General features: G+C 42.3%; 13 protein-coding genes, 1 other RNA gene and 1 pseudogene. 5 read left to right on the plus strand and 10 right to left on the minus strand.

What is annotated here, in order from left to right:
* Position 1 precedes the first annotated feature (1 nt).
* Complete coding sequence (locus HC175_RS02470; RefSeq protein ID WP_168136914.1) at positions 2-3,022, minus strand: tetratricopeptide repeat protein; 3,021 nt, start codon at positions 3,020-3,022, stop codon at positions 2-4.
* Between the two features lie 198 nt (positions 3,023-3,220).
* On the opposite strand from HC175_RS02470, the gene HC175_RS02475 reads away from it, so the two are divergent.
* Positions 3,221-3,904, plus strand: coding sequence for a cell division ATP-binding protein FtsE (locus tag HC175_RS02475; protein WP_168136915.1), 684 nt, complete (start codon positions 3,221-3,223; stop codon positions 3,902-3,904).
* A 330-nt stretch (positions 3,905-4,234) separates the two neighbouring features.
* Here the strand turns inward: HC175_RS02475 and HC175_RS02480 are convergent, their stop codons facing one another.
* Together HC175_RS02480 and typA are read right to left on the minus strand one after the other, a co-directional pair.
* Positions 4,235-4,474: a YgjV family protein gene (locus HC175_RS02480; RefSeq protein ID WP_168136916.1), complete on the minus strand. Its 240-nt coding sequence runs from the start codon at positions 4,472-4,474 to the stop codon at positions 4,235-4,237.
* A gap of 129 nt (positions 4,475-4,603) precedes the next feature.
* Positions 4,604-6,403: a translational GTPase TypA gene (gene typA, locus HC175_RS02485; RefSeq protein ID WP_168136917.1), complete on the minus strand. Its 1,800-nt coding sequence runs from the start codon at positions 6,401-6,403 to the stop codon at positions 4,604-4,606.
* A gap of 294 nt (positions 6,404-6,697) precedes the next feature.
* Between typA and HC175_RS02490 the strand changes: the two genes are divergently transcribed.
* Positions 6,698-7,282, plus strand: a complete 585-nt coding sequence (locus HC175_RS02490) for a hypothetical protein (RefSeq protein WP_168136918.1) — start codon at positions 6,698-6,700, stop codon at positions 7,280-7,282.
* Between the two features lie 67 nt (positions 7,283-7,349).
* Positions 7,350-8,168 carry a 3-deoxy-8-phosphooctulonate synthase gene (gene kdsA / locus HC175_RS02495; RefSeq protein WP_168136919.1) on the plus strand — a complete coding sequence of 273 codons (819 nt, stop codon included), beginning with the start codon at positions 7,350-7,352 and terminating at the stop codon, positions 8,166-8,168.
* Between the two features lie 88 nt (positions 8,169-8,256).
* On the opposite strand, the pseudogene HC175_RS24585 reads toward kdsA, so the two are convergent.
* Positions 8,257-8,373: pseudogene (locus HC175_RS24585) on the minus strand (type II toxin-antitoxin system PemK/MazF family toxin); the annotation flags it as partial.
* A 178-nt stretch (positions 8,374-8,551) separates the two neighbouring features.
* The gene (locus HC175_RS02505; protein WP_168136920.1) at positions 8,552-11,107 is read right to left on the minus strand and encodes an adenosylcobalamin-dependent ribonucleoside-diphosphate reductase; all 2,556 of its coding nucleotides are present in this window, start codon (positions 11,105-11,107) and stop codon (positions 8,552-8,554) included.
* A gap of 308 nt (positions 11,108-11,415) precedes the next feature.
* On the opposite strand from HC175_RS02505, the gene HC175_RS02510 reads away from it, so the two are divergent.
* Positions 11,416-12,831: a mechanosensitive ion channel gene (locus HC175_RS02510; RefSeq protein WP_235942499.1), complete on the plus strand. Its 1,416-nt coding sequence runs from the start codon at positions 11,416-11,418 to the stop codon at positions 12,829-12,831.
* A gap of 165 nt (positions 12,832-12,996) precedes the next feature.
* Here the strand turns inward: HC175_RS02510 and HC175_RS02515 are convergent, their stop codons facing one another.
* Together HC175_RS02515 and HC175_RS02520 are read right to left on the minus strand one after the other, a co-directional pair.
* Entirely contained in the window at positions 12,997-13,800 is an 804-nt protein-coding gene (locus tag HC175_RS02515; protein ID WP_235942500.1) for an endonuclease/exonuclease/phosphatase family protein, read from the minus strand.
* A 20-nt stretch (positions 13,801-13,820) separates the two neighbouring features.
* Entirely contained in the window at positions 13,821-15,038 is a 1,218-nt protein-coding gene (locus HC175_RS02520) for an NAD(P)-dependent oxidoreductase (RefSeq protein WP_168136922.1), read from the minus strand.
* Between the two features lie 230 nt (positions 15,039-15,268).
* Between HC175_RS02520 and ssrA the strand changes: the two genes are divergently transcribed.
* Positions 15,269-15,667: a transfer-messenger RNA gene (gene ssrA, locus HC175_RS02525) on the plus strand.
* Positions 15,668-16,031: 364 nt separating this feature from the next.
* On the opposite strand, the gene lacZ is transcribed toward ssrA, so the two are convergent.
* From lacZ to HC175_RS02540, 3 genes are read right to left on the minus strand one after another with little or no spacing between them, the layout of a single operon-like run.
* On the minus strand, positions 16,032-19,178 hold the full coding sequence (gene lacZ / locus HC175_RS02530; protein ID WP_168136923.1) for a beta-galactosidase, LacZ type: 3,147 nt from the start codon (positions 19,176-19,178) through the stop codon (positions 16,032-16,034).
* A 23-nt stretch (positions 19,179-19,201) separates the two neighbouring features.
* On the minus strand, positions 19,202-22,309 hold the full coding sequence (locus tag HC175_RS02535; RefSeq protein ID WP_168136924.1) for an aminotransferase class III-fold pyridoxal phosphate-dependent enzyme: 3,108 nt from the start codon (positions 22,307-22,309) through the stop codon (positions 19,202-19,204).
* 3 nt (positions 22,310-22,312) lie between these two features.
* Positions 22,313-24,172: an MGH1-like glycoside hydrolase domain-containing protein gene (locus tag HC175_RS02540; protein ID WP_168136925.1), complete on the minus strand. Its 1,860-nt coding sequence runs from the start codon at positions 24,170-24,172 to the stop codon at positions 22,313-22,315.
* Positions 24,173-24,203 lie beyond the last annotated feature (31 nt).

Below are 24,203 nucleotides of genomic sequence, written 5' to 3' on the forward strand. Positions count from 1 at the left end.
TTTAATTGTTTGTTTCAACAGAAGCATTTGTTTTAGCTTCCTGTGCTTTGATTCGACTTAGTTCCTGCTTTGCCTCCTGTACCACTTCGGGGAACTGAGTGAAGTTCTTGATCACGTTGTCAAGAATGTAAGTTGCCTGGTAAGCATCTCCTAACTGATAGAAATTCTTAGCCATTAGCACAAGCCCTTTCGCACCATAAAGCTTATAACCTGAATATTCCTTTGCCAGGCGCTGTACTGCATCGTTAGATGCCTGGTAACTTCCTCCTTTGTGCTTAAAATATGCATCATAGTAAAGAGCTTCTGCAGCCAATTCTCCACTAGCCGATTTCTGAACTTCAGCATATGCACGCTTTGCTCTATCTTCATTCCCAGTACGCATCGCTGCCCTGGCTATAATTACCTGAGCATCATTTTTCGCACTTTTTTCGGCATCTGGATTGGCAAGAACTTTTTCTGCATAGGTCACTGCTTCCGAATATTTTTCACTCTCCAGATATGATTTCATAAGGTTTGACTGCGCAAAAATGGTGTTCTGAGGATAAGAAGCTTCCACTTCCAGCCTTTTAAGTAAAGGAATTGCCTCAACGTAATTTCTGTTTTCAAGATATACTTCTGAAAGCCTTGCCAGCGACTGCTCAAGATATTCTGAAGAAGATCTTCCAATAACGTATTTGTAATGCGGAATGCTCTTTTGTTTATTACCATCTCTGAAATACAGTTGTCCCAGGTAAAAATTAGCCTGTACTGAATGTATCCCGTTAGGGAAAGAATTCAGATACTTGCTCAAAGCAGTAATGGCTGCAGCAGTGTTGTTCTCCTGGTATTGCTTCTCTGCAGATTCAAATGTAGTATTGTCAAGATCGGCATCGGTGACTTCCACGAAGTCGAGATTCTTCACCCAATTCGCATATTCGTCTGTTCTGCCCAGATCAACATAGATAAGACGTGCAGTACTCACGGCCTGTACAGCTTCAGCAGAATTAGGATACTCGGCCACCACTTTTTTCAGTTTATCCAGCGCCTGATTTCCCTGGTCATTATTATAATAGATTAGTCCTTGCTTTAATAGCGCCTGTGGCACGAAAGGACTTCCGGGCACATCTCTTATCAATCGATCGTAAGCCTCCATACCCTGCGAAGTATTTTTCATCGCCACATAGGTATTGCCCAGTTCGTATGCCGCATCATCTCTGTAAGAAGAGCGGGGATATTTCCGAAGAAAATCATTAAGCTCAGAGATCTTTGTGTCATTACGCTGTACAAATCCATAACTAATGGCTTTTTGAAAAGCCGCATAGTCATTTTGAGCACCATTGAGTGCTATAGCCGCGTTATAAGCCTCCATTGCCGGCCAGTAACTGCTATTAACAAAGTGACTGTCTCCCAGTCTCACATAAGCATCGTTCCTTCGCAACCTGTCCTTCCCGGTGTCTCTTGCATAGCGGTTAAAGAATTCAGCCGCCCTGGCATAATCCCGCTGCTTGAAATAAGCGTACCCAATATTATAATCGAGATTTTCCTTTTCTGAAACTCCTTGTGCCCCACTCATTCCACTAAATTCCCTATACCCAATCAAAGCTTCAGGATAATTGCGAAGGTTGAAATCGCTCTCTGCCTTCCAAAAAGTGGCCAACGCAGTGAATTTCGGATCCCGACGCTCATTGAGTGCAAGGTCGAAATATTCGCTCGCTTCTTGGTAATTCCCTTCCTCAAAGAGTTCAAGCCCGCGATAAAGAGCAACCTGTTGATAAACAACATTGTTCTGAAAATTGCGATTCCCTTTTAGCAACCTCATGGCCTCTTCGTAATTCTTGGATGTAATGAATGAATTGATCAACAGCTCATTGATCTCATCTTTTGCAGGGGAATTAGGATAAGCTTCAAGATAATTTAGAAGCACCTGTGGAGTGCTGGCATAATTATTTCCAATCTCATAGCTAAGTTTGGCGTAGTTTAGAGCAGCATCGGCTTTGATCTCCATATTGAAATCCATTTCACTCGCATTTTTAAATGCGTTCAATGCCTGCTGCTTCTTATCTGTTTTAAGATAGGACTGGGCAAGATGATAATAGGCATTCTGTGCGACGGCATTCTTACCATCAATAATTTTATTGAATTCAGAAATTGCTGCCTCAAAATTGTCCTGTTGAAAATAGGCATAGCCCAGTTGGTAGTAATCTGTATTATTCCATTTCCCTCTTTCGCCCTGATACTCCTTGAGATAAGGAATAGCTTTTTCATACTGTCCAAGATTAAAATAGCTCTCTCCAATGATCTTGTTGAGTTCAGACTTATCGCGACGATCGGCACGAGGTAATTGCTCGAGCCCCAATTGAATAGCTTTTTCAAAATTCCCCTGCTTGAAATTCATGTCGGCCTGGAAATAAGAAAGATCTTCTTCGTAACGTTCGTTATCCTGCACCTCCTCAAAAAGTGCATTTGCCTGTTCATAATCATCACCTTCGTAAGCCATAAAGCCCAGGTAATATTTAGCCTGCGAACCATAGGTTTTTGAATCCTGAACCTTACTCAGGTATTCCCTGGCTTCTTCGGGTTGATTGGCTCTGAAATAGGCATAGCCATTATTGAAGTTGAACCTCTCCTTTTCGGCTTTACTGAGATTTCTTTGATCTACGGTATCATACCATTTACGGGCAAGAGAATATTTTCCGGTTTCAAAGTAGTAATCGGCTACGTCCAAAAATGCTGCATTGGTCTTTGTGCTGGTAGGATAACGCTGCACAAAATCTTCCATGAGCTTATCTGCTCCTGGCTGGTTGAGTCGTATGGCAGCATTAGCAATGTAATATGCACAATTGGCTTCTATCCTCTCATCATCAACCTCATCTTTTACTTCGTCAAACAAGGTTTGTGCGGCGAGGTATTGCTGATTGTTGTATAATTCCAAGGCCCTGTGATAATCGGCAAGTTCATTTGTCTGAATGGCAGATTGTTGAGAAAACCCTGAAATGGAAAGAAAAAAGAAAACAACAAATAAGCAGATTTTGTTATGTTTCATTCGTAGGAATTGTTTGTTGATGATTCAAAGATATAAGAAACTCTTTGGTAATAACGCCAATCCTGTAGGATAAATTATACCGGGCCGTTAAATGAAACTTAAAATTTTCTGCGGAAAAATTCAGCAGAAGAAAAGCAACACGAACCATCATAATTACGTTCTCTTTCTTACTTTTACCTCTCAAAAATGTAATTTTCCATGTCCAATACTGTTCTGTACCTAAAAGATGCCGCCATATATCAAAGAGAGGCGTTAATTCTTTCTGAAGTTAATATAGAGATCGAAAAAGGAGAATTTGTTTACCTCATTGGAAAGACAGGAACCGGAAAAAGTAGTTTCATGAAAACCTTGTACGGCGACCTCCCGCTTACCGAAGGTGAAGGCCAGATCGTAGATTACGACCTGCGAACCTTACGGGAAAAGGATATTCCCTTCTTACGCCGGAAACTGGGTGTGGTTTTCCAGGATTTTAAACTACTCAATGACAGAAATGTCAATGAGAACCTGCTTTTCGTGCTCAAGGCAACCGGCTGGAAAGACAAGGCAGCCATGGATGCCAAGATCGAAGAAGTACTGAAGAAAGTAGGAATGGGCACAAAAGGATTTAAGAATCCTTACCAGCTCTCGGGAGGGGAACAGCAGCGTATTGCTATTGCTCGGGCCCTACTTAATGATCCTGAACTCATCCTTGCCGATGAACCTACCGGAAACCTAGATCCACAAACTTCTGTAGAGATCATGGAAGTCCTGCAACAGATCAGCAAAAACGGAAAGACCATTCTCATGGCCACCCATGATTACGCCCTGCTCCTCAAGTATCCTTCAAAAACCCTAAAGTGCGACGGACAAAAAGTATTTGAAGTGGTTCAAAAGACGGTATAACCGAAGCACCAAAGAACAAGCACCAAATTCCAAGCACCCAATCTCAAGTACCGAATTACAAGCACCAAATTCCAAGCACCAAATTCGAAGCACGAAATTCCAAGTACCGAATTCCAACTATCGAATTTCAAGGGCCGAATTCCAAGCACCAAATTCCAACAAGGTTAAAACATCACAACTTTTATTGCCATTGCGTGGCAAACTCCTCTCCATCAGGGGCGCCTATTTTAGTTGTAGTTGGATGTAAACAATAAAAAAAACACCTTCCAAAAATGACATTTTTGGAAAGTGTTTTTGAAAACGTGTAAATCTAACTTCGTACCTCGTATTCTAACTTTCAGGATTCTTCCTGTTGATGAAGAGGTAATAAATGTTGATGAGGATTATTGCACCATTTGTGATCGTAATAGGCCAGGCGTCAAGCAGCAGACCATATACCACAAATAAAAGACAGCCAAGGCTGTTAATATACCTTAAGGTGGTAATGTTCCTCATAAGAAATGACAGCAGCAGGAAAAAAGAAGCCAGGTAGCCAATCCATTCAATATATGATATTCCAAAAAGTTCCATAAATAATAATTCAGCAGTTTAAAAATTGATTCGGTATTGATCTATCTGGAGACCTTAGATCGGGCTCCAAAAACAAGAGCTGCCAAAAATACAATTTTTGGCAGCTCTTACTAATAAAATTATTTCAGCTTATGCGATCTTGTTTCTCTTACGATCGTTCTCAGTAAGATAGATCTTTCTCAATCGCAGGTGTTTTGGTGTTACCTCAACATATTCATCTTTCTGAATATACTCAAGCGCTTCTTCCAGAGAAAATTTGATTGCCGGTACAATTCTGGCCTTATCATCGGCTCCAGAGGAACGAACGTTAGAAAGTTTTTTGGTTTTGGTGATATTCACCACCATATCATCCTGGCGTGAGTTCTCTCCAATAACCTGACCTTCATAAATATCTTCTCCCGGATCCACGAAGAACTTTCCGCGATCCTGAAGTTTATCAATAGAATAAGGTATAGCTTTTCCGGTTTCCATAGAAACCAGTGATCCATTCTGTCTTTCAGGAATTCCACCTTTAAGTGGCTGATATTCCTTGTATCGGTGAGCCATAATAGCTTCTCCGGCAGTGGCCGTAAGCAATTGGTTTCTAAGACCTATAATTCCGCGGGAAGGGATCATGAACTGGATGGTCATCCTGTCGCCTTTTCCTTCCATGCTCAGCATTTCTCCTTTTCTAAGCGTAACCATTTCCACTGCTTTTCCTGAAACATCTTCAGGAAGGTCGATGGTCAATTCTTCAACCGGCTCACATTTTACACCGTCAATTTCTTTGATGATCACCTGTGGCTGCCCAATCTGAAGTTCATATCCTTCACGACGCATGGTCTCTATAAGTACCGATAAGTGAAGAACTCCACGACCGAAAACCAAAAATTTATCGGCACTGTCAGTTTCATTCACTCGAAGTGCAAGGTTCTTTTCAAGTTCCTTCATCAGGCGTTCCTTGATGTGTCTTGAGGTAACGAACTTTCCGTCTTTTCCGAAGAAAGGAGAATCATTAATGGTGAACAACATGCTCATTGTTGGTTCATCAATCGCGATGGTCTTAAGTCCTTCGGGATTTTCGACATCGGCAACTGTATCTCCAATTTCAAAACCTTCAAGTCCAACCAGGGCACAAATGTCACCTGCCTGTACTTCTTCTATCTTTCTACGGCCAAGACCTTCGAAAGTATGTAATTCTTTAATCTTTGTTTTCTTAATGGTTCCGTCTCTCTTTACAAGCGCAACCTGCATTCCTTCTCTTAAAGTTCCACGTTGAAGACGCCCAATGGCGATCCTTCCAGTAAAGGAAGAAAAGTCTAGAGAGGTGATCAACATTTGCGGAGTACCTTCTGCGATCTTAGGAGATGGAATATGTTCGATCACCATGTCCAGCAAAGGTTCGATATTGGTAGTAGGATTTTTCCAGTCTTCACTCATCCAGTTATTTTTGGCCGAGCCATAAACTGAAGGAAAATCAAGCTGCCATTCTTCGGCGCCAAGTTCAAACATCAGGTCGAAAACTTTCTCATGAACTTCTTCGGGAGTACAGTTTTCCTTATCTACCTTATTGATCACCACACAAGGCTTTAACCCAAGGTCGATCGCTTTTTGCAATACAAAACGCGTTTGCGGCATTGGCCCTTCAAAAGCATCTACAAGTAATAACACGCCATCGGCCATGTTAAGAACTCTCTCTACCTCTCCCCCAAAGTCGGCGTGACCCGGAGTATCGATAATATTGATCTTGGTTCCTTTGTAGACTACGGAAACATTCTTGGAGGTAATAGTAATTCCTCTTTCTCTTTCAAGATCATTGTTATCAAGAATAAGATCTCCGGTATTTTCGTTTTCCCTGAAAAGCTGGCAATGGTACATAATTTTATCTACCAGAGTAGTCTTTCCGTGGTCAACGTGTGCGATAATCGCGATGTTTTTAATAGCTGTCATATAAACGCCTGATTTTTAAAGGCTGCAAAGGTACGTTTATTTTTTCCATAAAAAACAGCAGCATTTAGAATTATATTTTATTTTAAATTTCCTATAAAATTTTGATTTGCAACATGTTATGCCAACGTTTGAATTCAGTGGATTTCTTCAGGAATTGAAAGGCCCCAATTAAACTTCGGGAATGTTTCATAATCTGAGATTGCTCATATTTTAGGAATCCACAATTCCTATTCCCATAAGATTTCCTTAACTTTAAGTAATTCATATTCAAGTAAATAATTAAAATCAGGAGTCATGAAAGAGGAAGGAAAAACAATGCAGTGGAAGAAGTTACTTCTGTTAATCGCGATCTTCATTACTGGGCAACAAGGCTTTTCCCAGATCGACGGAAAGGTAAGTCTCGATTTCCCGAGTGAGGACAATGCAATGCAGGCCGCAAAAGAAACAGTGAAAGCTTATGAGACCGGTAATTGGGAGATGTTGAGAAGTCACGTACAGCGGGAGGCGTATTTTTATAATTTGGGCAGCTTTGACAGTCTGTCTCTGGATCAAACGATCAATTACTGGAAAAAAGGCCGGGAATCGGCCACCCCTCTATTGGCCGAAGATGGTGCCTGGCTTCCGGTTTCAGTGCCCGAAGGCCCCCGAAAAGGAAACTGGATCTTGCACTGGGGGACCAATACTTTAAGCTATCCCAATGGCGAGACCATAAGTTTTCCATATCACGTCGCTCTCAAATTTCAAAATAACAAGGTCAACCAGGCGCACTTTTACTATGACAATAACAGGATCATAAGAGCACTGGGTTACGAAATCCAGCCACCCTTTGTAGAGCCCGAAGCGGAAAACGAAGATTCTGGCGAGGATGACGAAAATTAACAGGTCTCAAAAAAGGCATTTCTGAATTAGCTTTCAAAAAAGGTATCTTTGCGGTAAATTTTTATTTATGCAACTACATAAGATACCACAGATAAAGCACGCCACCTCCGGCAACTTCTTTTTACTTGCAGGTCCCTGCGCCATTGAAGGCGAGGACATGGCTTTGCGTATTGCCGAAACCATTGTGGGTATTACAGAAAAACTTGAGATTCCCTTCATCTTCAAAGGTTCCTTTAAGAAAGCGAATCGCAGTCGTATAGACAGTTTTACAGGAATTGGAGATGAAAAAGCTCTAAAGATCCTTCGGAAAGTTTCTGAAACCTTTGGAGTTCCTACTGTAACCGATATTCATGAAAGAGAGGATGCGCAACTGGCTGCCGAGTATGTAGATGTTCTACAGATCCCTGCCTTCCTTGTGCGGCAAACAGATCTTGTAGTCGCCGCTGCAGAAACAGGGAAAGTAGTCAACCTCAAAAAAGGCCAGTTCATGAGTCCGGAGAGTATGAAACACGCTGTGAACAAAGTTCAGGAGTGCAACAATGAGCAGGTAATGGTTACAGATCGCGGAACTATGTTTGGATATCAGGATATGATCGTGGATTTCCGCGGAATTCCAACCATGCGAGAATTTGCACCTACCGTTCTTGATGTTACTCATTCTTTGCAACAACCTAACCAAAGCAGCGGAGTTACGGGAGGAAGACCCGATATGATCGAGACCATAGCACGGGCAGGAATTGCCACAGGTGCCGACGGAATTTTTATCGAGACACATTTCGATCCGGCAAATGCAAAGAGTGATGGTGCGAACATGCTGGATATTCAGTATTTGGAAAGACTACTAAGCAATCTAACAGCAATTAGGAAGACGATCAATTCATTTTAGAGAATATCTCAGCACGGATTGCAAATCGGCGCCATATAACTAAGGATTAGACCTAACAGGTTTTAAAAACCTGTTAGGTCTTTTTTATTTAGTACCTCAAAATGTCGTTTAAAGTTTCTTTTATAAACTCCAGCTGTTCCGATCTTATATTTCCAATTCTCCTTTCCAGACGCTTTTTCGAAATAGAGCGAACATGAAAAGTGAGAACTTCCGATCTGTACCTATGTCAAAACTAAAAAAGCAGCTCCGTAGGAGCTAAAGATCGGTTGCACCGAAGGTGCAAAAGATCATCACCGAGCCGTAGGTACGGAAGATGTTAAACAAAAACCCCGCTTCTTTTCAGAAGCGGGGTTTTCTATTTACCGGGGGACAAAATTAAATCATTATCCACATTTGGAGTAACCACAGCTCTTACAAACCAGGCATCCTTCAGAAAATATTATTCCTTCAGGATCTCCACATTCGCCACATTCTTTGTCGGCTGCAGGAGTACCGTCGGGCACGAACTGCTTAAGGGCACGAACAACTCCTGCTTTCCAGGTGTTGATGCTTTCGTCAAGCAGGTTCAGGTTATTGATCAGGTCCACAACGTAAGGAATTGGCATTCCATGACGTAGCACTCCAGAGATCAGCTTGGCGTAATTCCAGTATTCTTCGTTAAAGGATCTTGAAAGACCTTCAATCGTTACTTTATATCCGTGCTTGTCACAGAACTGGAAATCATATCTTGACTTTCCGTCTTCATCGCGATTCTTGATCACAAATCCTTTTTCAACCCAGGTTGGCAGGTTGAAAACATCTTCCATCTTACCAGTGAAGATCTCATATGGGCGATCATTCAGAATACCAACTACTGCAAGCCACTTCTCATTTTCGTTGTTAAAACGAATGATCCTGGACTCAAGTTTCTTAGGACGTTTTGGCGCATAGGTTTCAGCAAAAGCATTATCCTTGCTGCCTTCTTTCTTTCCTTTGTCATCTGAAGAAACAAGAATTCCGCTTCTTGAGCCATCACGATAAACCGTAATTCCTTTTAAGCCCTGTCTCCAGGACTCGATATAAATATCACTTACCTTATCTGTAGTCACATCACTGGCAAGGTTGATCGTAGAACTTATAGAGTGCGTGGTGTATTTCTGAACCAGCGCCTGCATCTCAACTCGCTTCTGCCAGTCGATCTCAGACGCAGTTGCACCCGCATAAGGACTTTGCTCAATTGCTTCTTTTCCAGATGCATCCATCCATGTTTTCACTTTTGGATGATACACAGTAAATTCCTCAAAAGCATCTCCGGTGTCATCCACAAAAGCCACTTTGGCATTTGAACCTGATGCATTCACTTTTCTTCTTCTCTTATAAGACAGCATGAAAACAGGCTCAATTCCTGAAGAGGTTTGCGCAAGCATACTTAAACTCCCGGTTGGAGCAACTGTACTAATTGAGATGTTCCTTCTTCCGTGCTGCATCATGCGTCCGTAAAGCTCAGGAAATTCCCTCTTCATCATTTGAACGAAATCTGACTGTTCTTCAATTGCAGGATCGAAAACTTTGAAAGGCTCGCGGGTGATCGCCATGTCAATACTACTGTCAAATTCTCCCTTCAATTTTGTTTGCATGATCTTATCTACCACCTCAAGAGCTTCATCTGTATCGAATTTTACTCCAAGAGCGGCAACGGCATCGGCGAGAGCGGTGAAGCCAAGGCCGGTACGTCTACCATTTTTACCATTTTCGGCAAGTAGTTTCCAGGTGTCGATCTCGTTCTTCTTGATGAAATCGGGCTCCTCATCCTGACTTATCTTTGCAAGGATCTTTTCTACCGCCTCAAGTTCAAGATCAACAAGATCATCCATTAACCTCTGAGTTTCATAGATCACTTTATAGAACTTCTCGTGGTTGAACGAAGCATTTTCAGTAAAAGGATTATCAACGAAGTTGTACAGGTTCACGGCGATCAAGCGGCAGGAATCTCCTCCCTGCATCGCGATTTCTGAACATGGATTTGTTGAGCTGTTCTTAAATCCTGGATAGAAGGAAGAAGTTGAATACGTATGTTGTTTATCCCAGAAGATCAATCCTGGTTCTGCAGTGTTGTGAGCACATTTAATAATGGTGTCCCACAATTCTTTTGCACGTACTGTTTTGGTGTATTTAGGATTAGGACTGTCAATTGGCCAGCGTAAGGTGAAATCTGTATCCTCAGTTACTGCCTGCATGAACTCGTCTGTAAGCCTAAGGGAAATATTCGCCCCAGTCACTTTTTTAAGATCCTGTTTGATCGTAATAAAATCTTCAACATCGGGGTGAGACACATCAATAGTAAGCATTAATGCTCCGCGACGGCCGTTTTGAGCTACTTCACGGGTGGTATTTGAAAAACGCTCCATAAAGGAAACTGCGCCCGTGGTAGTTCCCGCTGAATTAGAAACCTGTGCATTTTTAGGACGAAGCCCAGAAAGGTCCACTCCTACTCCACAGCGTCTCTTGAATAACTGAACAAGTTGTTGATCTGTATGTAGAATCCCGCCGTAAGAATCATAGACCGGAGGAACCACCACACAGTTCGATAAGGAAGCAATCATTTGATCATTCCCTAAGGCGGCCATGACACTACCCTGAGGAATGCTGTATTTAAAATCTTTAAAAAGTTGAAAAATTCTTTCTTCACTAAGAAATTCCCGGGACTTTCCATATTCAGACAAATTTTCCTTCCCTTGTGCTCTGTCTGCATATTTCGCCTCCATTCGTGCGAATTCCTTCGCCATACGCCGGTGCATATCATCGGGAGTTAATTCTAGAAATTTTCCGTTTTTGTCTTTTACTGCATACTTATTTATCCAGGTGGTGGCTGCGAGCTCGTCATTTTTAAAATATTTTAAACATGCTTGCAGTACCTCATTATAGGTATAAGTCTGGGTGCTAAATAATTCTTCAACCATGGCCGTTTTGTTTTTGTTTTACTTGAAAGAGGGATAAAGTTATTTTAATTCCTGAGTTTTCAATTATGAGGTTTCGCTTTCTTATCAACTAAAGACTGTTGAAAAAAAATTCAACTTTTTTTGTGAAAAATGGCATCTGCTTTCAGCCCTTGCTACTCCTAATTTCTTTCATTTTTCAGCCGGAGATTCCGACTAAAAAAATATTAACAACAACCTGAATATTTTTTTAAACTCTTGTTAAGTGTCTGTGGCAGAAGTCCTTTTTAAGCTACCTTCAAGTACTAACTATCTTAAAAAAAGAATAAATTATGGAAACACAAATGGAAAACATAGGAGATCGAATTGCCTATTTTCTACCTAACCTGCTAGGAGCCTTACTGGTACTCCTCATTGGCTGGCTTATCGCAAAGGCCATTAAGACCATGGTCGTAAAACTATTGAGAAAAACCTCCTGGGACGAACGCATTTTTGGAGGGGATAATGTTGACGATACCAACATCTTCGTTGGAAATATTTTCTATTACCTTATAATGATCATTGTACTCTTGATCGCTCTCGAAGTTCTGGGGATAAGTGAGGTGCTGGCTCCACTCGAAAATATGCTCAACGAATTTCTCTCTTTCATTCCTAACCTTATTGGCGCCCTTCTTATTGGGTTCATTGGTTATGTCCTGGCGAAATTTGTTGCCAACCTGGTAAGCATTGGGGGCGGACTGCTAGATCGTTTGGTCGATAAAACCGGATTTAAAGATACCGACAGGCTGGTGAACATCTTAAGGAAAGTAGTCTTCATCGTAATTTTCATTCCCTTCCTTATCCAGGCTTTCAACACTTTGAGGCTGGATGCGATCTCCGAACCGGCAAATGACATCCTCTATGGATTCACCGAACTTATCGGAGAGATCATTATTGCTGCCCTCATTTTGACCGTCTTTGTTTGGGGTGGAAAGTACCTTGCGAATTTTCTTGAAGACCTCTTTAAAAGTATAGGACTTGATCGTACTGCGGAAAAGATCCAGATTCACAACATGATCGGGGCCGGGCAATCCTTATCAAAACTGGTAGCGAATCTTATCTACTTCTTTTTAGTTTTCTTCGGAATAATCACTGCTGTAGAGATCCTTGGGTTATCGAGACTTACTGAAATTCTACATCAAATCCTTGAAGTAACAGGACAGATCCTTTTTGGACTTGTTATTCTTGCTGTTGGAAATTACATTTCTCTATTGATCTACAATACCATGACCCGCTCCAGCAAAAATCATTTTATCGCCGGAGTAATTCGATGGGCTTCGCTGGCATTGTTCATTGCCATTGCCCTTAGAACCATGGGAATTGCAAATGAGATCGTGGAACTTGCCTTTGGACTTATTCTTGGAGCTATCGCTGTTGCTGTAGCATTAAGTTATGGACTTGGAGGCCGCGAGGCTGCCGGAGAACATTTTCGAGATATAATTCAGAAATTCAGAAAAGAAGCCTCTGAATCTCGTGATCCTAATAGAGATAATCCAGACGTGAGAAATAAGGGTGGCAACTTCCCTCCGGGTGGAACCGGAGCCGGTAATGCCAGTACGCCTGGAACGCCTGGCAATACTTCGGGAGGAACAATTACACCGCCACCTGGATCAAGAGACACCAGAGATCCAAACCGTGACCGGGGTATGGATTCAGACACTAACGGGCCTGCAGGCGCGGGACCTAATGATCCTATTAACCCGATATAAAGGAATCGGTTTATTAAACCAGTAGAAAGAGGCTGTTTGAAAAGCATGTAATTTCTCCTCCTGAATTTATTTCAGGAGCCATCAAAAAATGGAAGCGGAACTAGTAACTAGTTAAGCTTGATGAAAAACTGACTATTCAGGCAGCCTCTTTTTTATGAATCAGATTTAAAATTTGAGTTCTACCAATACAGGTAAATGGTCTGATGGATATTTCAGATCTTTCGAATCACTAAGTACTGCGTACTTTAATAATTCCACTCCTTCAGTAGTAAAAATATAATCTATTCTCCGCTCTACAGGCGTATGGAAATCATACGCATTAAAAGTTCCTTCGGGGCCAAAGCTCAAAGCAGCCGCCTCTTTGGAATCCCTGTACAATTTCTTCAGAAATCTAATCTCCTCTGTTTGAGGTTCCAGATTAAGATCTCCCATTAGAATTACAGGAATCTTATTTACATTTAATTCTGTGATCTTATCATGGATAAGTTGTACGCTATTCTTCCTTGCTTCGTCCCCTACATGATCGAAGTGGGTATTAAAAACCCAGAATTCCTTCTCAGTTTGAAGTTCCCGGAACTTCCCATAGGTACACACCCTTGGATAAGCTGCATCCCAACCCTTACTTGGAGCTTGGGGAGTTGTGGAGAGCCAGAAAGTCCCTTCCTGCAACAGTTCAAATTTGTCCTTCTTAAAAAATATGGCACTGAATTCCCCTTTTTGTGCCGCATCATCGCGACCTTTTCCGAAGAACTCATAACCCGTCAAACCTTCCTTTAAAAAATCCAACTGACTATACAATGCCTCCTGTACTCCAAAAATATCAGGTTCATAGAATCCTAATTGAGCCATAAGGTGGTTCTTTCGCTGAGACCAGCTATTTTCTCCATCATTCTCATTCGCATATTTTATATTGTAGGTCATGATCTTCACCTGCGCAGTAGCATTAATGCCTGTAAACAAAATCATCATGGAACAAAATATCATCTTTTTCATACTCCTAGCTCATTTCCTGCTACATAGTCGCTCAAATATTGGTATTGCTTGGTAAGTTCTCCATTCCTGGTCATTCGGGCGCGATCAAGGATGCCATCCTTATCTCCATTAAAGAATGCAGGCAGCACATTGTTCAGGAACATCTCCCCAAAGCCTTCACTTGCGTCTTTTGGCAGTTCACAGGGAAGATTATCTACTGCCATCACCATAATAGCATTTTTCTCCCGAAAATCGACTTCCCTCTCTTCCTGTGCGTCATAGCCATAAAAAGGTTCTGCGATGGTTGACGGACGAATGGTAGTGGCAACTGGGCCTGCAATATCGCAGGAAATATCGGCTACATACTTCAACCTGAAATCTGGCGACTTCGCATCCTGGCTCGTAAAGAACACCGGTGCGCCTTCTCCATAAAAGTGACCGGCAATAAAGAAATCGGCCGCCCTGCTAAACCTATGAAAGTTGGATTCGTAAAGTTCCGGCTGACTGTAAAATTCGCGATTATTCCCTGGAGCGCCATCCTTCCGCTTATTGTAATCAAGTACATCGATATGGCAGTACACGGGTTTATCATAATCCTTATTTAGAAAATCCTCTACCTCCACTTTGCTAATGGACATATGTTCAAGGATCTCCTTCGCACCAAAGGCTACTTTTCCACTTCCGGTGAGGACGATCTTTAATGGAGGAAGCCTAACTTTGTCAAGAGCGGCAAGCATGGCGTTGAGATCGGGAAGCTCTTCAGCTTTAGGGAGCTCAAAAATGTCATTTTTGAGACCTATTCCGCGGAAACCGTTGTAAGCTCCCACGAGTCCGGCATATCTTCCGAAGCCAATAAGCCTGCTACCGGTTTCACTTACGATCACCTCATGATCAAAAAGCTCAATGTTCTTTTGGAGGATCTCTCTTAAAAGATCCCGGTTATAAGGTTGTTTCTTGATGGTATGAGAAAAGAAAAAATATTTTTTATTCGGAATAAGATACGGCAGCGGAACCTCCTTTACCCCAAGCATGACATCACAATCTGAAACATCTTCGGCCACCTCAAACCCGGCTTTTCGATATTGCTCATCTGAAAAGATCCTGATATCTGAACTCTCCACCTTGAACTGCGCTTCGGGAAACAGGCTTACGGCCTCTTTAAGTTTTTCCGGGGAAAAAACAACACGACGATCTGGGGGAGATTTTCGCTCTTTAATAAGGGCAAATTTTATCATTCTTGAACAGCTTTTGATTTGTTTGGATCTCTCAAAGATAGCAAATCTAAAGGGCGCAGAAAATGCCATTTTTAAAAAGGCTTCGAGATTGCTGCGCATGAAGAATCATGTGCTTCCACATGTGGTTTATGTCGCAAAATTTTCTATTTTTGTTCCACTTAATGCTAAGGCATTTTCGAATGTTTTGGCATGAAAAATGCAATAAAATTGCAGAAGTTCTTTTACATATTGGGGTCGACTTGGTTTTGACAGCGAGTCTAATTGAGTTGTAAGCACGTCGAGCGCTGGGAAATAGCTCGTAAATCTCATTTTTCACACTTTTTAAACGGCGAGAATAACTACGCCTTGGCTGCATAATCCGAATCACAGTAGGAATGCTTAGTCCCTGCAAGGCAGGGAGCCAAGATGTCTCGTGGAAGCCTTGATTTACGGCGTCCACACCAGAGGCACCGGTAAAGTAAATATAGAAACCGCAGGGTCCTGATGCGGTTTTGAAACTTAAGCGGGAATACGTGTAAAGTTGGTGGTTTTCGGCCGGCTTTGCATCGACAACCAAGCGAAGACTAAGCGTGTAGAAAGCAGCTGAGTTGCTTGTTTGGACGAGGGTTCGAACCCCTCCGACTCCACTTTATAACCCGGTAAGCCTTGTGTTTACTGGGTTTTTTATTTTAAGGTGACAATGTAGGTGACAAAAATAATTTCAAAAGATTTTGATTTTCAATACCTGACCAAGGAGCCCTTTGTCCCCTTTTTCAGCGATTCCTGAGTATCTTTTCCCAATAACTTCTCTACAATGTTAAAATTTAGGCGACCGAAGGACTCGTTCCACAAAGAGATGTTCAAAGTTCTCAAATGATAGCCTTATTATCTCATGAACCTATCCGGCTTTTTCAAAGACCTCTTTAATATATTAATCCTGTTTCTGGTTTAATAAATGGAAACTTAAAGCTATAATTCCTGAGCACGTAAAGAGCTAAATCATTTACAGGAAAATTAGTGACGATATGAAGATTTAGATGCTTTTAATTCAAAAGAATACTCATAATCCCTGTTAGCGGGAATAGTATATTCGGGATGCACGTGGCGTCCCCAAGAGGTATCTCCCCCCACGCCCATTTGCAGGTGATCTATATTCCATTGCACTAGCTCTCCGGTTTTAACATCGGCACCGTGTTTTCGGGTGACGGGTACAAGTCCCGAAGCAGAAGTTTCAATTTCATCTTCCTGAAGATCGATTTCCTGCATTGTAAACGGCCATACGCTGGCGTGAAGCAGATTATCCATAGCTGTGGCCTTTAAAAAGTGATTTTTTGCATGCACCTGCATCCAGCGCACCTCAGTTTTATTTCCGGTTTCCTGAGGACGGGAATATCGATGAAATTGTTTAGCAATCTCTCCCTCATAAATTCCTGTCTTTTGACCTGTTTTTCTGTCCCAGTAGGTTTCTTCGGGTCCTCTTCCATACCAGGCCACTTCGGTGAATTTATTTGGAAGCAGCAGGTACATTCCCAACCTTGGAATATTTGGCAAATCCTCCTGCAAAGGCTCAAATCTATAATCGAGCTTCAGGGCTCCGTCAGGGGAGACAGTAAATTGCACTTCCACCTTTGCCACCTTTTTAGGAAGATCATAACCCACTTTAAAAGTCACCTCATTATTCGATTTTTTTGGTTTTTCTGTTAAGGTTGCCGTAGCTTTTGCTGTTGCCTCTTTCCACACTCCAGCCCATTCATGCATTTTATTCCCCAGGTCATTATCTGTAGGAGCGCGCCAAAACTGCGGCCTAATAGGAGCCTCGGTCATTACTTCTCCTTTAAATTTCCACAACTTTAATTCTCCCGTTTCCGAACCGATCCTGAATTCAAAATCCTCCCCTGTAATAATAAAGCTGTCAAGTGTAGATTCAAGCTTCAGTTTCTTTTCACCGGAAGTATCAACAGTTATTTCTTCAGACATAAAAAGAGGATCATTAAGTGCAAATTCTTCAAAGGCCACTTCATGTCCCCTTGGAAGTAACGGCTCTTCCTTTGCAGTCTTAAGGCTAAATCTCAGGATATATTCAGCTTCAGCAAAATCCACTTCGGGAAGAGCTGGTTCAAAATATGCACTTTTCTGCGGCGCTATATTAGAAAGAATTTCCTCCCCTGAAGCGGTTGCAACACCATTCTTCAGCAGCTCCCACTCCAATTGATATTCGTTTAAGCTTCGAAAAAAGTTTTTATTTGTCAGCTTCAGCTTTCCTGTTTTGGAATCAAATTCTAACTTCGCCGGCTGATAGACCTTTTTTACTTCCATAAGGTGCGGGTGCGGATTGCGGTATGGATCCACAAGGCCGTTGTTTAAAAAGTTCCCATCGTTGGGCAGGTCCGGGTGATAATCATAACCATAGGCCAGGTAAGGAGTACCATTGGGATATTTGTATTCGAGGGCCTGATCTACCCAATCCCAGATGAACCCGCCCTGCAGCACCTCATAATTTTCAATAATGTCCCAGTAATCCTGTAAATTACCTACAGAATTTCCCATGGCATGGGCATATTCGATCATTATTGCAGGTTTTTGAGGATTATTTGTTGCATAATCGATCAACCGCTGTGGGGAAGGATACATGGGGCAAAAAATATCGGTATAGTCCTCCGTACCGGCGGGTTCATATTGTACCGGCCTGTTGTCATGCGCTTTCAGCCAGTCATAAGTGGCTTCAAATACTTTACCATGTCCGGCTTCATTTCCAAGCGACCAAATAATAATAGATGGATGATTCCTGTCGCGATAGTACATTTTTTTTACCCGGTCCAGGTGAGCCGGGATCCAACTTTCCTCATTTCCTATTTGTGTCTCTTCATTAATGGCTAATGGATGACTCTCAATATTTGCTTCATCAATAACATATAATCCATACTTATCTGTAAGGTTATACCAGTAGGGATGATTAGGGTAATGGCTGCTGCGAACTGCATTGATGTTGTTTTGCTTCATCAAGCGAATATCTTTTTCCATGGACTCACGACTTACCACATGTCCCGTATGTGGATCGGTTTCATGCCTGTCCACACCTCGTATATAGATCGACTTGCCATTGACTAACAGCTGATTACCTTTTATCTCCACGCTTCGAAAACCAATCTTTTTAGAAAGATGGCTGTTTTTTCCTTTACCTGAAGTCAAAGAAACTTCCAGGGTGTAAAGGTTAGGGATTTCAGCCGACCATTGCGCGACTTCAGGTAATCTGGCGTCAAAACTGATTTCCGACTCCTCCCCTGCCTTAAGTCGCAGGTTGCGTTGTTCTTCAAAAACCACCCGACCCTCTACATCCTTAAGGCTAAGTTTTAGGTCCAGCTTTGCACGGAGTTTGGTGCTATTTTTTAAACTAAGGTCAGTTCTAAAAATTCCAGATGAATATTGTTTATCTAATCCTGCTTTTATTTCCAGGTCAGAGATATGAACTTTAGGCTCGGCATAGAGATATACCTCTCTTTCTATCCCGCTCATCCGAAGAAAATCCTGACTCTCGAGGTAGCTGGCATCGGTCCATCTATACATTTGAACGGCAAGCAGGTTTTCCCCATCTTTTAGCTTGCCGGTAAGATCAAATTCCGAAGGAGTTTTAGAACCCTCTGCATAACCTAAAAATTCTCCGTTGAGATAGACATACAAGGCCTTTGCAGCTGCAAAATGGAGTACTACCCGTTGATCCTCCCATTCCTTCGGAACTGAAAATGTTTTGCGGTAACTGCCAACCGGATTGTAATCCTGTGGCACATCGGGCCAGGTATTCTCAAAAGGATAACGCTCGTCTAAATAAATGGGGTATCCAAACCCCTGGGTTTCCCAATTGCCGGGCACTTCTATTGTTTTCCAATTTGAGCTGTTAAGTCCTGGTTTAAAAAAGTCAGTTGGTCGGTCTTTTGGAGAACGGACCCATTTAAAATCCCATTTTCCGTTCAAACTATGATATCGCCCGGAAAGCGTTTTATCTGCTTCGGAAGCTTTTTCTGAAGATTCAAATGCAAAAAAATCTGCCCTTGGTTCAAGGCGATTAATTTGAAAAACCTGATGATCTTCATGTGGCTGCCTCTCCTGCGCCTCACCGGTAAAGCTGATTAAGAACAAAACAAGAAGTCCGTAATATATTTTCATAATCTTTAGTTTATTGATGTTTTTTATATTTGAAAGAAATCAGCTGTCAGCACCAGGTCCAGATCTTTTAAGAATTGATTGGCATGTTCCTGATTAAAGCTCATAGGTGGTTTAATTTTTAGCACATTATCATCCGGTCCTTCGGTACTCATTAAATATCCGCGTTCCTTCATGCGCTGTACCAACGCATTCGCCTGCTTTGCAAGCGGATTTTTTTCCCGGTCCAGCAATTCAAAACCAAGGAAAAGTCCCTGCCCGCGTACATCGGCAATAACAGGATGCTTTGCAGCCATTTTGTTAAGCTCCTCTTTTAGAAAATTCCCGGTATGTAAAGCGTTTTCCTGTAACTTTTCTTCCTTAATAACTTGTAGCACAGTGTTGCCAATGGCGCAGGAAACAGGATTTCCTCCAAAAGTGTTAAAATATTCCATTCCGTTTGCAAAGGCCTCTGCGACCTCCTGCGTACAAACTACAGCTGCCAGTGGGTGACCATTTCCCAAAGGTTTTCCTATGGTCACAATATCCGGCACCACCCCGTGAAGCTCAAAGCCCCAAAAATGTGTTCCCACCCGCCCACAACCTACCTGCACCTCATCGGCAATACAAAGTCCGCCGGCATCAAATACCGCGGCGTAAGCCTCTTTTAAGAAATTATCGGGTAGTTCAATTTGTCCTGCACAACTAATAATGCTTTCTGCAATAAAAGCCGCAGGCTTACGACCTTTATCCAAAAGTTGCTGCACCAATTCGCGAACGTGAGAGGCGTATTTTTCCCCGGCATTTGCACCGCAATATTTTCCCCTTAAGGTATCGGGCAAGGGTACAACGTGAGTATGCTCGGGCGCACCTTTGCCGCCTTTGCCGTCAAATTTATATGAACTAATGTCTATACAGGCATTGCTGTTGCCGTGATAACCCAGTTCCATACTTATAAAATCCTTCTCCCCTGTGTAAGCTTTGGCCATACGGATGGCCAATTCATTAGCCTCGCTGCCGGAATTCACGAAATGTACTACAGAGAGTTTGGCAGGAAAAGTAGAGAGCAAATTCTCACTTAATTCAAGAATATTATCGTGTAAGTAGCGGGAATTGGTGTTTAACATTGCCATTTGCGCCTGTCCTGCCTTTACCACTTTGGGATGTTCATGACCTACATGTGCCACGTTGTTGACCAGGTCCATATACTTTCTTCCGGTATGGTCAATTAAAAAGCCCCCCTCACCACGCAACATTTCCAGAGGCTGTTTATAACTAAGACTCAGGCTTTTTCCCAAATGCTTTTTTCTGAAAGCTACTTTTGATGCCAGATCTTCAGAATTATCCCGAAGCTTTAGATCCTCAAATAACAGGGCAGGATCGGGATAAAGTTCTTTGTAGGTCCCGAAATCCTGATATAGGCATGATACTTCCGCAGATGTTTCCAATGGGTCCTGAAGCATGAGTTGCAGGAAAAAAGGCAAATCATCCGCTTTTATCAACCCCAACAAATCCCCTTTTTTAATAACCTTCCCAACTTCAAGTGCTGCTGCGGGTTCCAGGTTTGAATAAAGAAGATGGAACTCTGCTTTTTTTAAGGCTTCCGATTTTTCTGGTTCAACTTTTCCGGTTTTTCCTTCCGAAGAAATTCCATTGTCTTGGGGTTTTGTTGAAGCAGTTTCACTTATTTTCATGGTATGTTCCACAAATATTTGCCGGGAGTCTTTATAGACAATTTTTCCGTTGAAAGGAGAATAAAGGGCCTGTGCCTCGAACTGCCAGGCCTGTGTACCCAATAATTTCGCTTTCCAGTAGCTGCCGGTGTTTGTTTCTATCCGCTGTTCGTCTTGCATAAAATCGGGGCGCACTTCGCCATAGCCTCCGATGAAAACTGACATTTCCTGTTCACTATATATTTCCCTGATCTGCTGTTTCAGTTTTTTTGGATCACGATAGTCGGCAAGGTTGGGAATAGTAGCCGAAGAAAGACCTAACCTTATTTCTTCAACCGGTAATTGGTTTTCAAATAGGTCAGAAATTTTCACCCGGTTGTTTTTTGCAAAAGCTTTAAACGCCGAAAAATTTCTATGGGCTTCATAGCCACAAGCCTTTCTAAAAAAAGCGGCCGCCGTTTCCGGAGAGATCTTATCCCATTGTTCCAGCAAAATCAGGGCCGGTTTCTCACTGATGTTGAGGTAAGCATTTTCCGGCTCTTTCTCACGATTAAGTGCCGATTTAGTAAGGCTAATAACAAGTCTTGCACCAACCAGCCAGTATAGCAGCTCCAGCTCTTCTTCTTCCAGCGGAAATTGCCGGTGATAACCTTTTACGACAGGTATTGCAGCTTCTAAAGGATCTGTTTTGTCCATTACCGCATACGTAATACAAACAGCCAGATCGTTAATAGTCGCGGTATAGACGGCATCTCCAAAATCTATAATGGATTTAACCCGGTATCCCTGCTCAAAAGGGGCAACAATTATGTTATTATCATTTGCATCGTTGTGTACTACCGAATGCCTGCAGGATTTTAATTGGGAAGCTATATTTTTAAAGCCCAAAAAAAACTTCTGAATCTGCTCTTTTGTCCTGCCCTTAAAGTAGTGTTGATATTCCTGGGTCCAACCGGCATTATTGATATCCCAGTCGTAAGGTCTTTGGGCGTATACATCCCCAAACTCCACTAATGAAGCTGTTAGCGCCCCGGCCGCACTTCCCAGGCTGTATAACAATTTTTCATCATGATAATTAAGATCACTCCAGAGTTTTCCTTCTACCCAGCTTAAGAGGCGCAGGTAAATTTCTTCTCCATTCTTTCTCTGGGTCCTGACTAGATCCTGTTGTTTTAGATTTTGAAAAAGCAGCGGAGTTTCTAAAGGAAACTCCAGAATTTGCTCTTTATCACCATCCTCATAAATGCACGAGCATATCTCTCTTTGCTCCAAATATTTCAATATGTTTTTCTGAAAAAGCAGAAACCCTTCATCTGTGCCGGACCGGGAGATCTTAAGCAAAAAATTGTCTTCAGCAGTTTTTACTTTGAAATTAGCATCGACTTCTCCGGCTAAGGTTCTCATTTGGCCGTCAATTCCAAAGTGCTCTCTGAGCAGCTGCCGGGCTTCTTCAAGCGGTAAGAAATGATAAGGTTTTTGCATGGTTTATTCGTTAAGGAGTAACATTAAAAGATGTGCTGCAGACCAGCTGAAATTCTCTGCCTCCAGACCCTCTCCTGTGACCGGGTTATAATTTTCTCTAATGGATTTTCCCGAATTCATAACCCCCTCGGCCTGGTGAAGCAACTTATGAGCCAATTCGTTAGCTTCTGTATCATATCCATAGTTCCTTAAGCCCATCAATCCAAAGTAGGCCTGGTCAAGCCAATTGGGACCTCTCCAGTAGCCCCCATCGGGCTCAAAAGCCGGGTGCGTGGCATCCAAAGTTTGCAAAGGTACCTTAAGGTTAAAATGCTGGGGATCCATCATAGTTTCTTTCATACGCGCTGCCTGTGCCGGGGTAGCAACTTCAGTAAAAAGAGGAATCCAACCTTCGCTTCCTCTGACCTTTATAAAATCTTTTCCATCAAGACTGGTGTCATAAAACCATCCCGTCTGTGCATCAAAAAACTGATCCTGGATCTTTATTTTTAAAGCAGCAGCCGAATTTTCATATTCTCTTATTTTACTATCCAGTTCCAGTACAGCAGCTATTTTTGCCAGGTACTTTTTTTCCGCATAGAGATATGCATTTAAGTCCACACTTTCCTGATCGAGGGAATAAGCCTTTTCTCCGTTTTTGAGCAGTTTGCTCTGGTCAAATCGCACCCCGTTGTCCATGCCGCTTTCCCACTTGGCAGCAATAAGCGTTCCGTCGGTAGAACCATATTCTGCCAGGCCGTCCCTATCGTGGTCACGATCTGTATACCACCACTGGTGTTGTTTTTCAAGCTTTGGAAAAAGCTCTTTCAGGAACTCCTTATCTGTATCTGCCTCGTAAATTTTCCACACTGCCCAGACCGAAAGCGGCGGTTTGGTATCCCGGTAATTATTCTCCTCAATAAGATTGTCCCGATAAACCACATCTGGCATAAATCCATTTTCGTCGAGATGATCATACATGGCCTTTACCTGATCTTTCGCTAATTCCGGATCATAGGCAGCCAGTGCGGCAGCATGTTTCCAACTATCCCACGCCCAAAATCCATGAAACCATTTGTAGTGATAGCTTGGGAAAAGTCCGGCATGTTTAAGATTCCCGGCGGGACTACGCCAATTGTTCTGAAGGGTCAATACCAATTTTGCTAGCAAATCCCGATACTCCTCGCCCTGCCAGGTTTCCTCCATTTTTGAAATGAGGCTATTCAAGATTTGTTGTTTTTCAAGATGACGGGCTTCAAATTCTTTAGCATAGAACTGCTGCAAGTCACCGGCGGCTCTTAATTTTTGCTGCAAACTGACTTCGGATTCTTCCGCGGGAAAGAAAAAACTCTGGGTATAAACAAATTCAAAGGAGCTGCCGGAAGCAAGATCTACAGGCGCGTACAAAAGCCGGAAACTGTTTTCTGCAACTTCTGAAGTTGCACTTTTGTTTTCAGGAAAATTTAATATTCCGAAGGAATCATTAACACTGGTATTTATGCGAATTTTATTTTCCTTTTGCTCAAAACTGAGACTTTCAGGAGAAAGCTCGCCTTTTAAAACAGGTACGAATTTCTGCGGACCGTTAGATATATTGGTGATTTTTACTTTTATGGCTGCCGTATTGGAATTCGAATAAAAAAGTTGACGGGTTACCTCCAGTTCATTCGTAGCCTGTGTAAATTCCAAAAACCCGAGGCTGGAGAGACTGTTATGAGAGGTGAATCTCACAGGCTTTTCCTCCTGAAGCAATTCCAGTTGTACCATCGCAGGGCTGCTCCAAATGCCATTGTCTTGGGTCATCAAAAAAGGTCCGGAAAAACCTTGTTGCTCTTCATTATCTGGAATGGAATATGCAAACCACGCTCCCTGATCTGAAAACATCAGGAGGTCCTTATCAAAATCTGAGGTCGGG

The sequence above is a fragment of the Salinimicrobium oceani genome (genome assembly GCF_012037645.1).

What these genes read in the sequence shown, in the direction of transcription:
- HC175_RS02470 (WP_168136914.1), bottom strand. Translation starts at nt 3,022, where the DNA reads ATGAAACATAACAAAATCTGCTTATTTGTTGTTTTCTTTTTTCTTTCC.
- HC175_RS02475 (WP_168136915.1), top strand. Translation starts at nt 3,221, where the DNA reads ATGTCCAATACTGTTCTGTACCTAAAAGATGCCGCCATATATCAAAGA.
- HC175_RS02480 (WP_168136916.1), bottom strand. Translation starts at nt 4,474, where the DNA reads ATGGAACTTTTTGGAATATCATATATTGAATGGATTGGCTACCTGGCT.
- typA (WP_168136917.1), bottom strand. Translation starts at nt 6,403, where the DNA reads ATGACAGCTATTAAAAACATCGCGATTATCGCACACGTTGACCACGGA.
- HC175_RS02490 (WP_168136918.1), top strand. Translation starts at nt 6,698, where the DNA reads ATGAAAGAGGAAGGAAAAACAATGCAGTGGAAGAAGTTACTTCTGTTA.
- kdsA (WP_168136919.1), top strand. Translation starts at nt 7,350, where the DNA reads ATGCAACTACATAAGATACCACAGATAAAGCACGCCACCTCCGGCAAC.
- HC175_RS02505 (WP_168136920.1), bottom strand. Translation starts at nt 11,107, where the DNA reads ATGGTTGAAGAATTATTTAGCACCCAGACTTATACCTATAATGAGGTA.
- HC175_RS02510 (WP_235942499.1), top strand. Translation starts at nt 11,416, where the DNA reads ATGGAAACACAAATGGAAAACATAGGAGATCGAATTGCCTATTTTCTA.
- HC175_RS02515 (WP_235942500.1), bottom strand. Translation starts at nt 13,800, where the DNA reads ATGATGATTTTGTTTACAGGCATTAATGCTACTGCGCAGGTGAAGATC.
- HC175_RS02520 (WP_168136922.1), bottom strand. Translation starts at nt 15,038, where the DNA reads ATGATAAAATTTGCCCTTATTAAAGAGCGAAAATCTCCCCCAGATCGT.
- lacZ (WP_168136923.1), bottom strand. Translation starts at nt 19,178, where the DNA reads ATGAAAATATATTACGGACTTCTTGTTTTGTTCTTAATCAGCTTTACC.
- HC175_RS02535 (WP_168136924.1), bottom strand. Translation starts at nt 22,309, where the DNA reads ATGCAAAAACCTTATCATTTCTTACCGCTTGAAGAAGCCCGGCAGCTG.
- HC175_RS02540 (WP_168136925.1), bottom strand. Translation starts at nt 24,172, where the DNA reads ATGTTTTCAGATCAGGGAGCGTGGTTTGCATATTCCATTCCAGATAAT.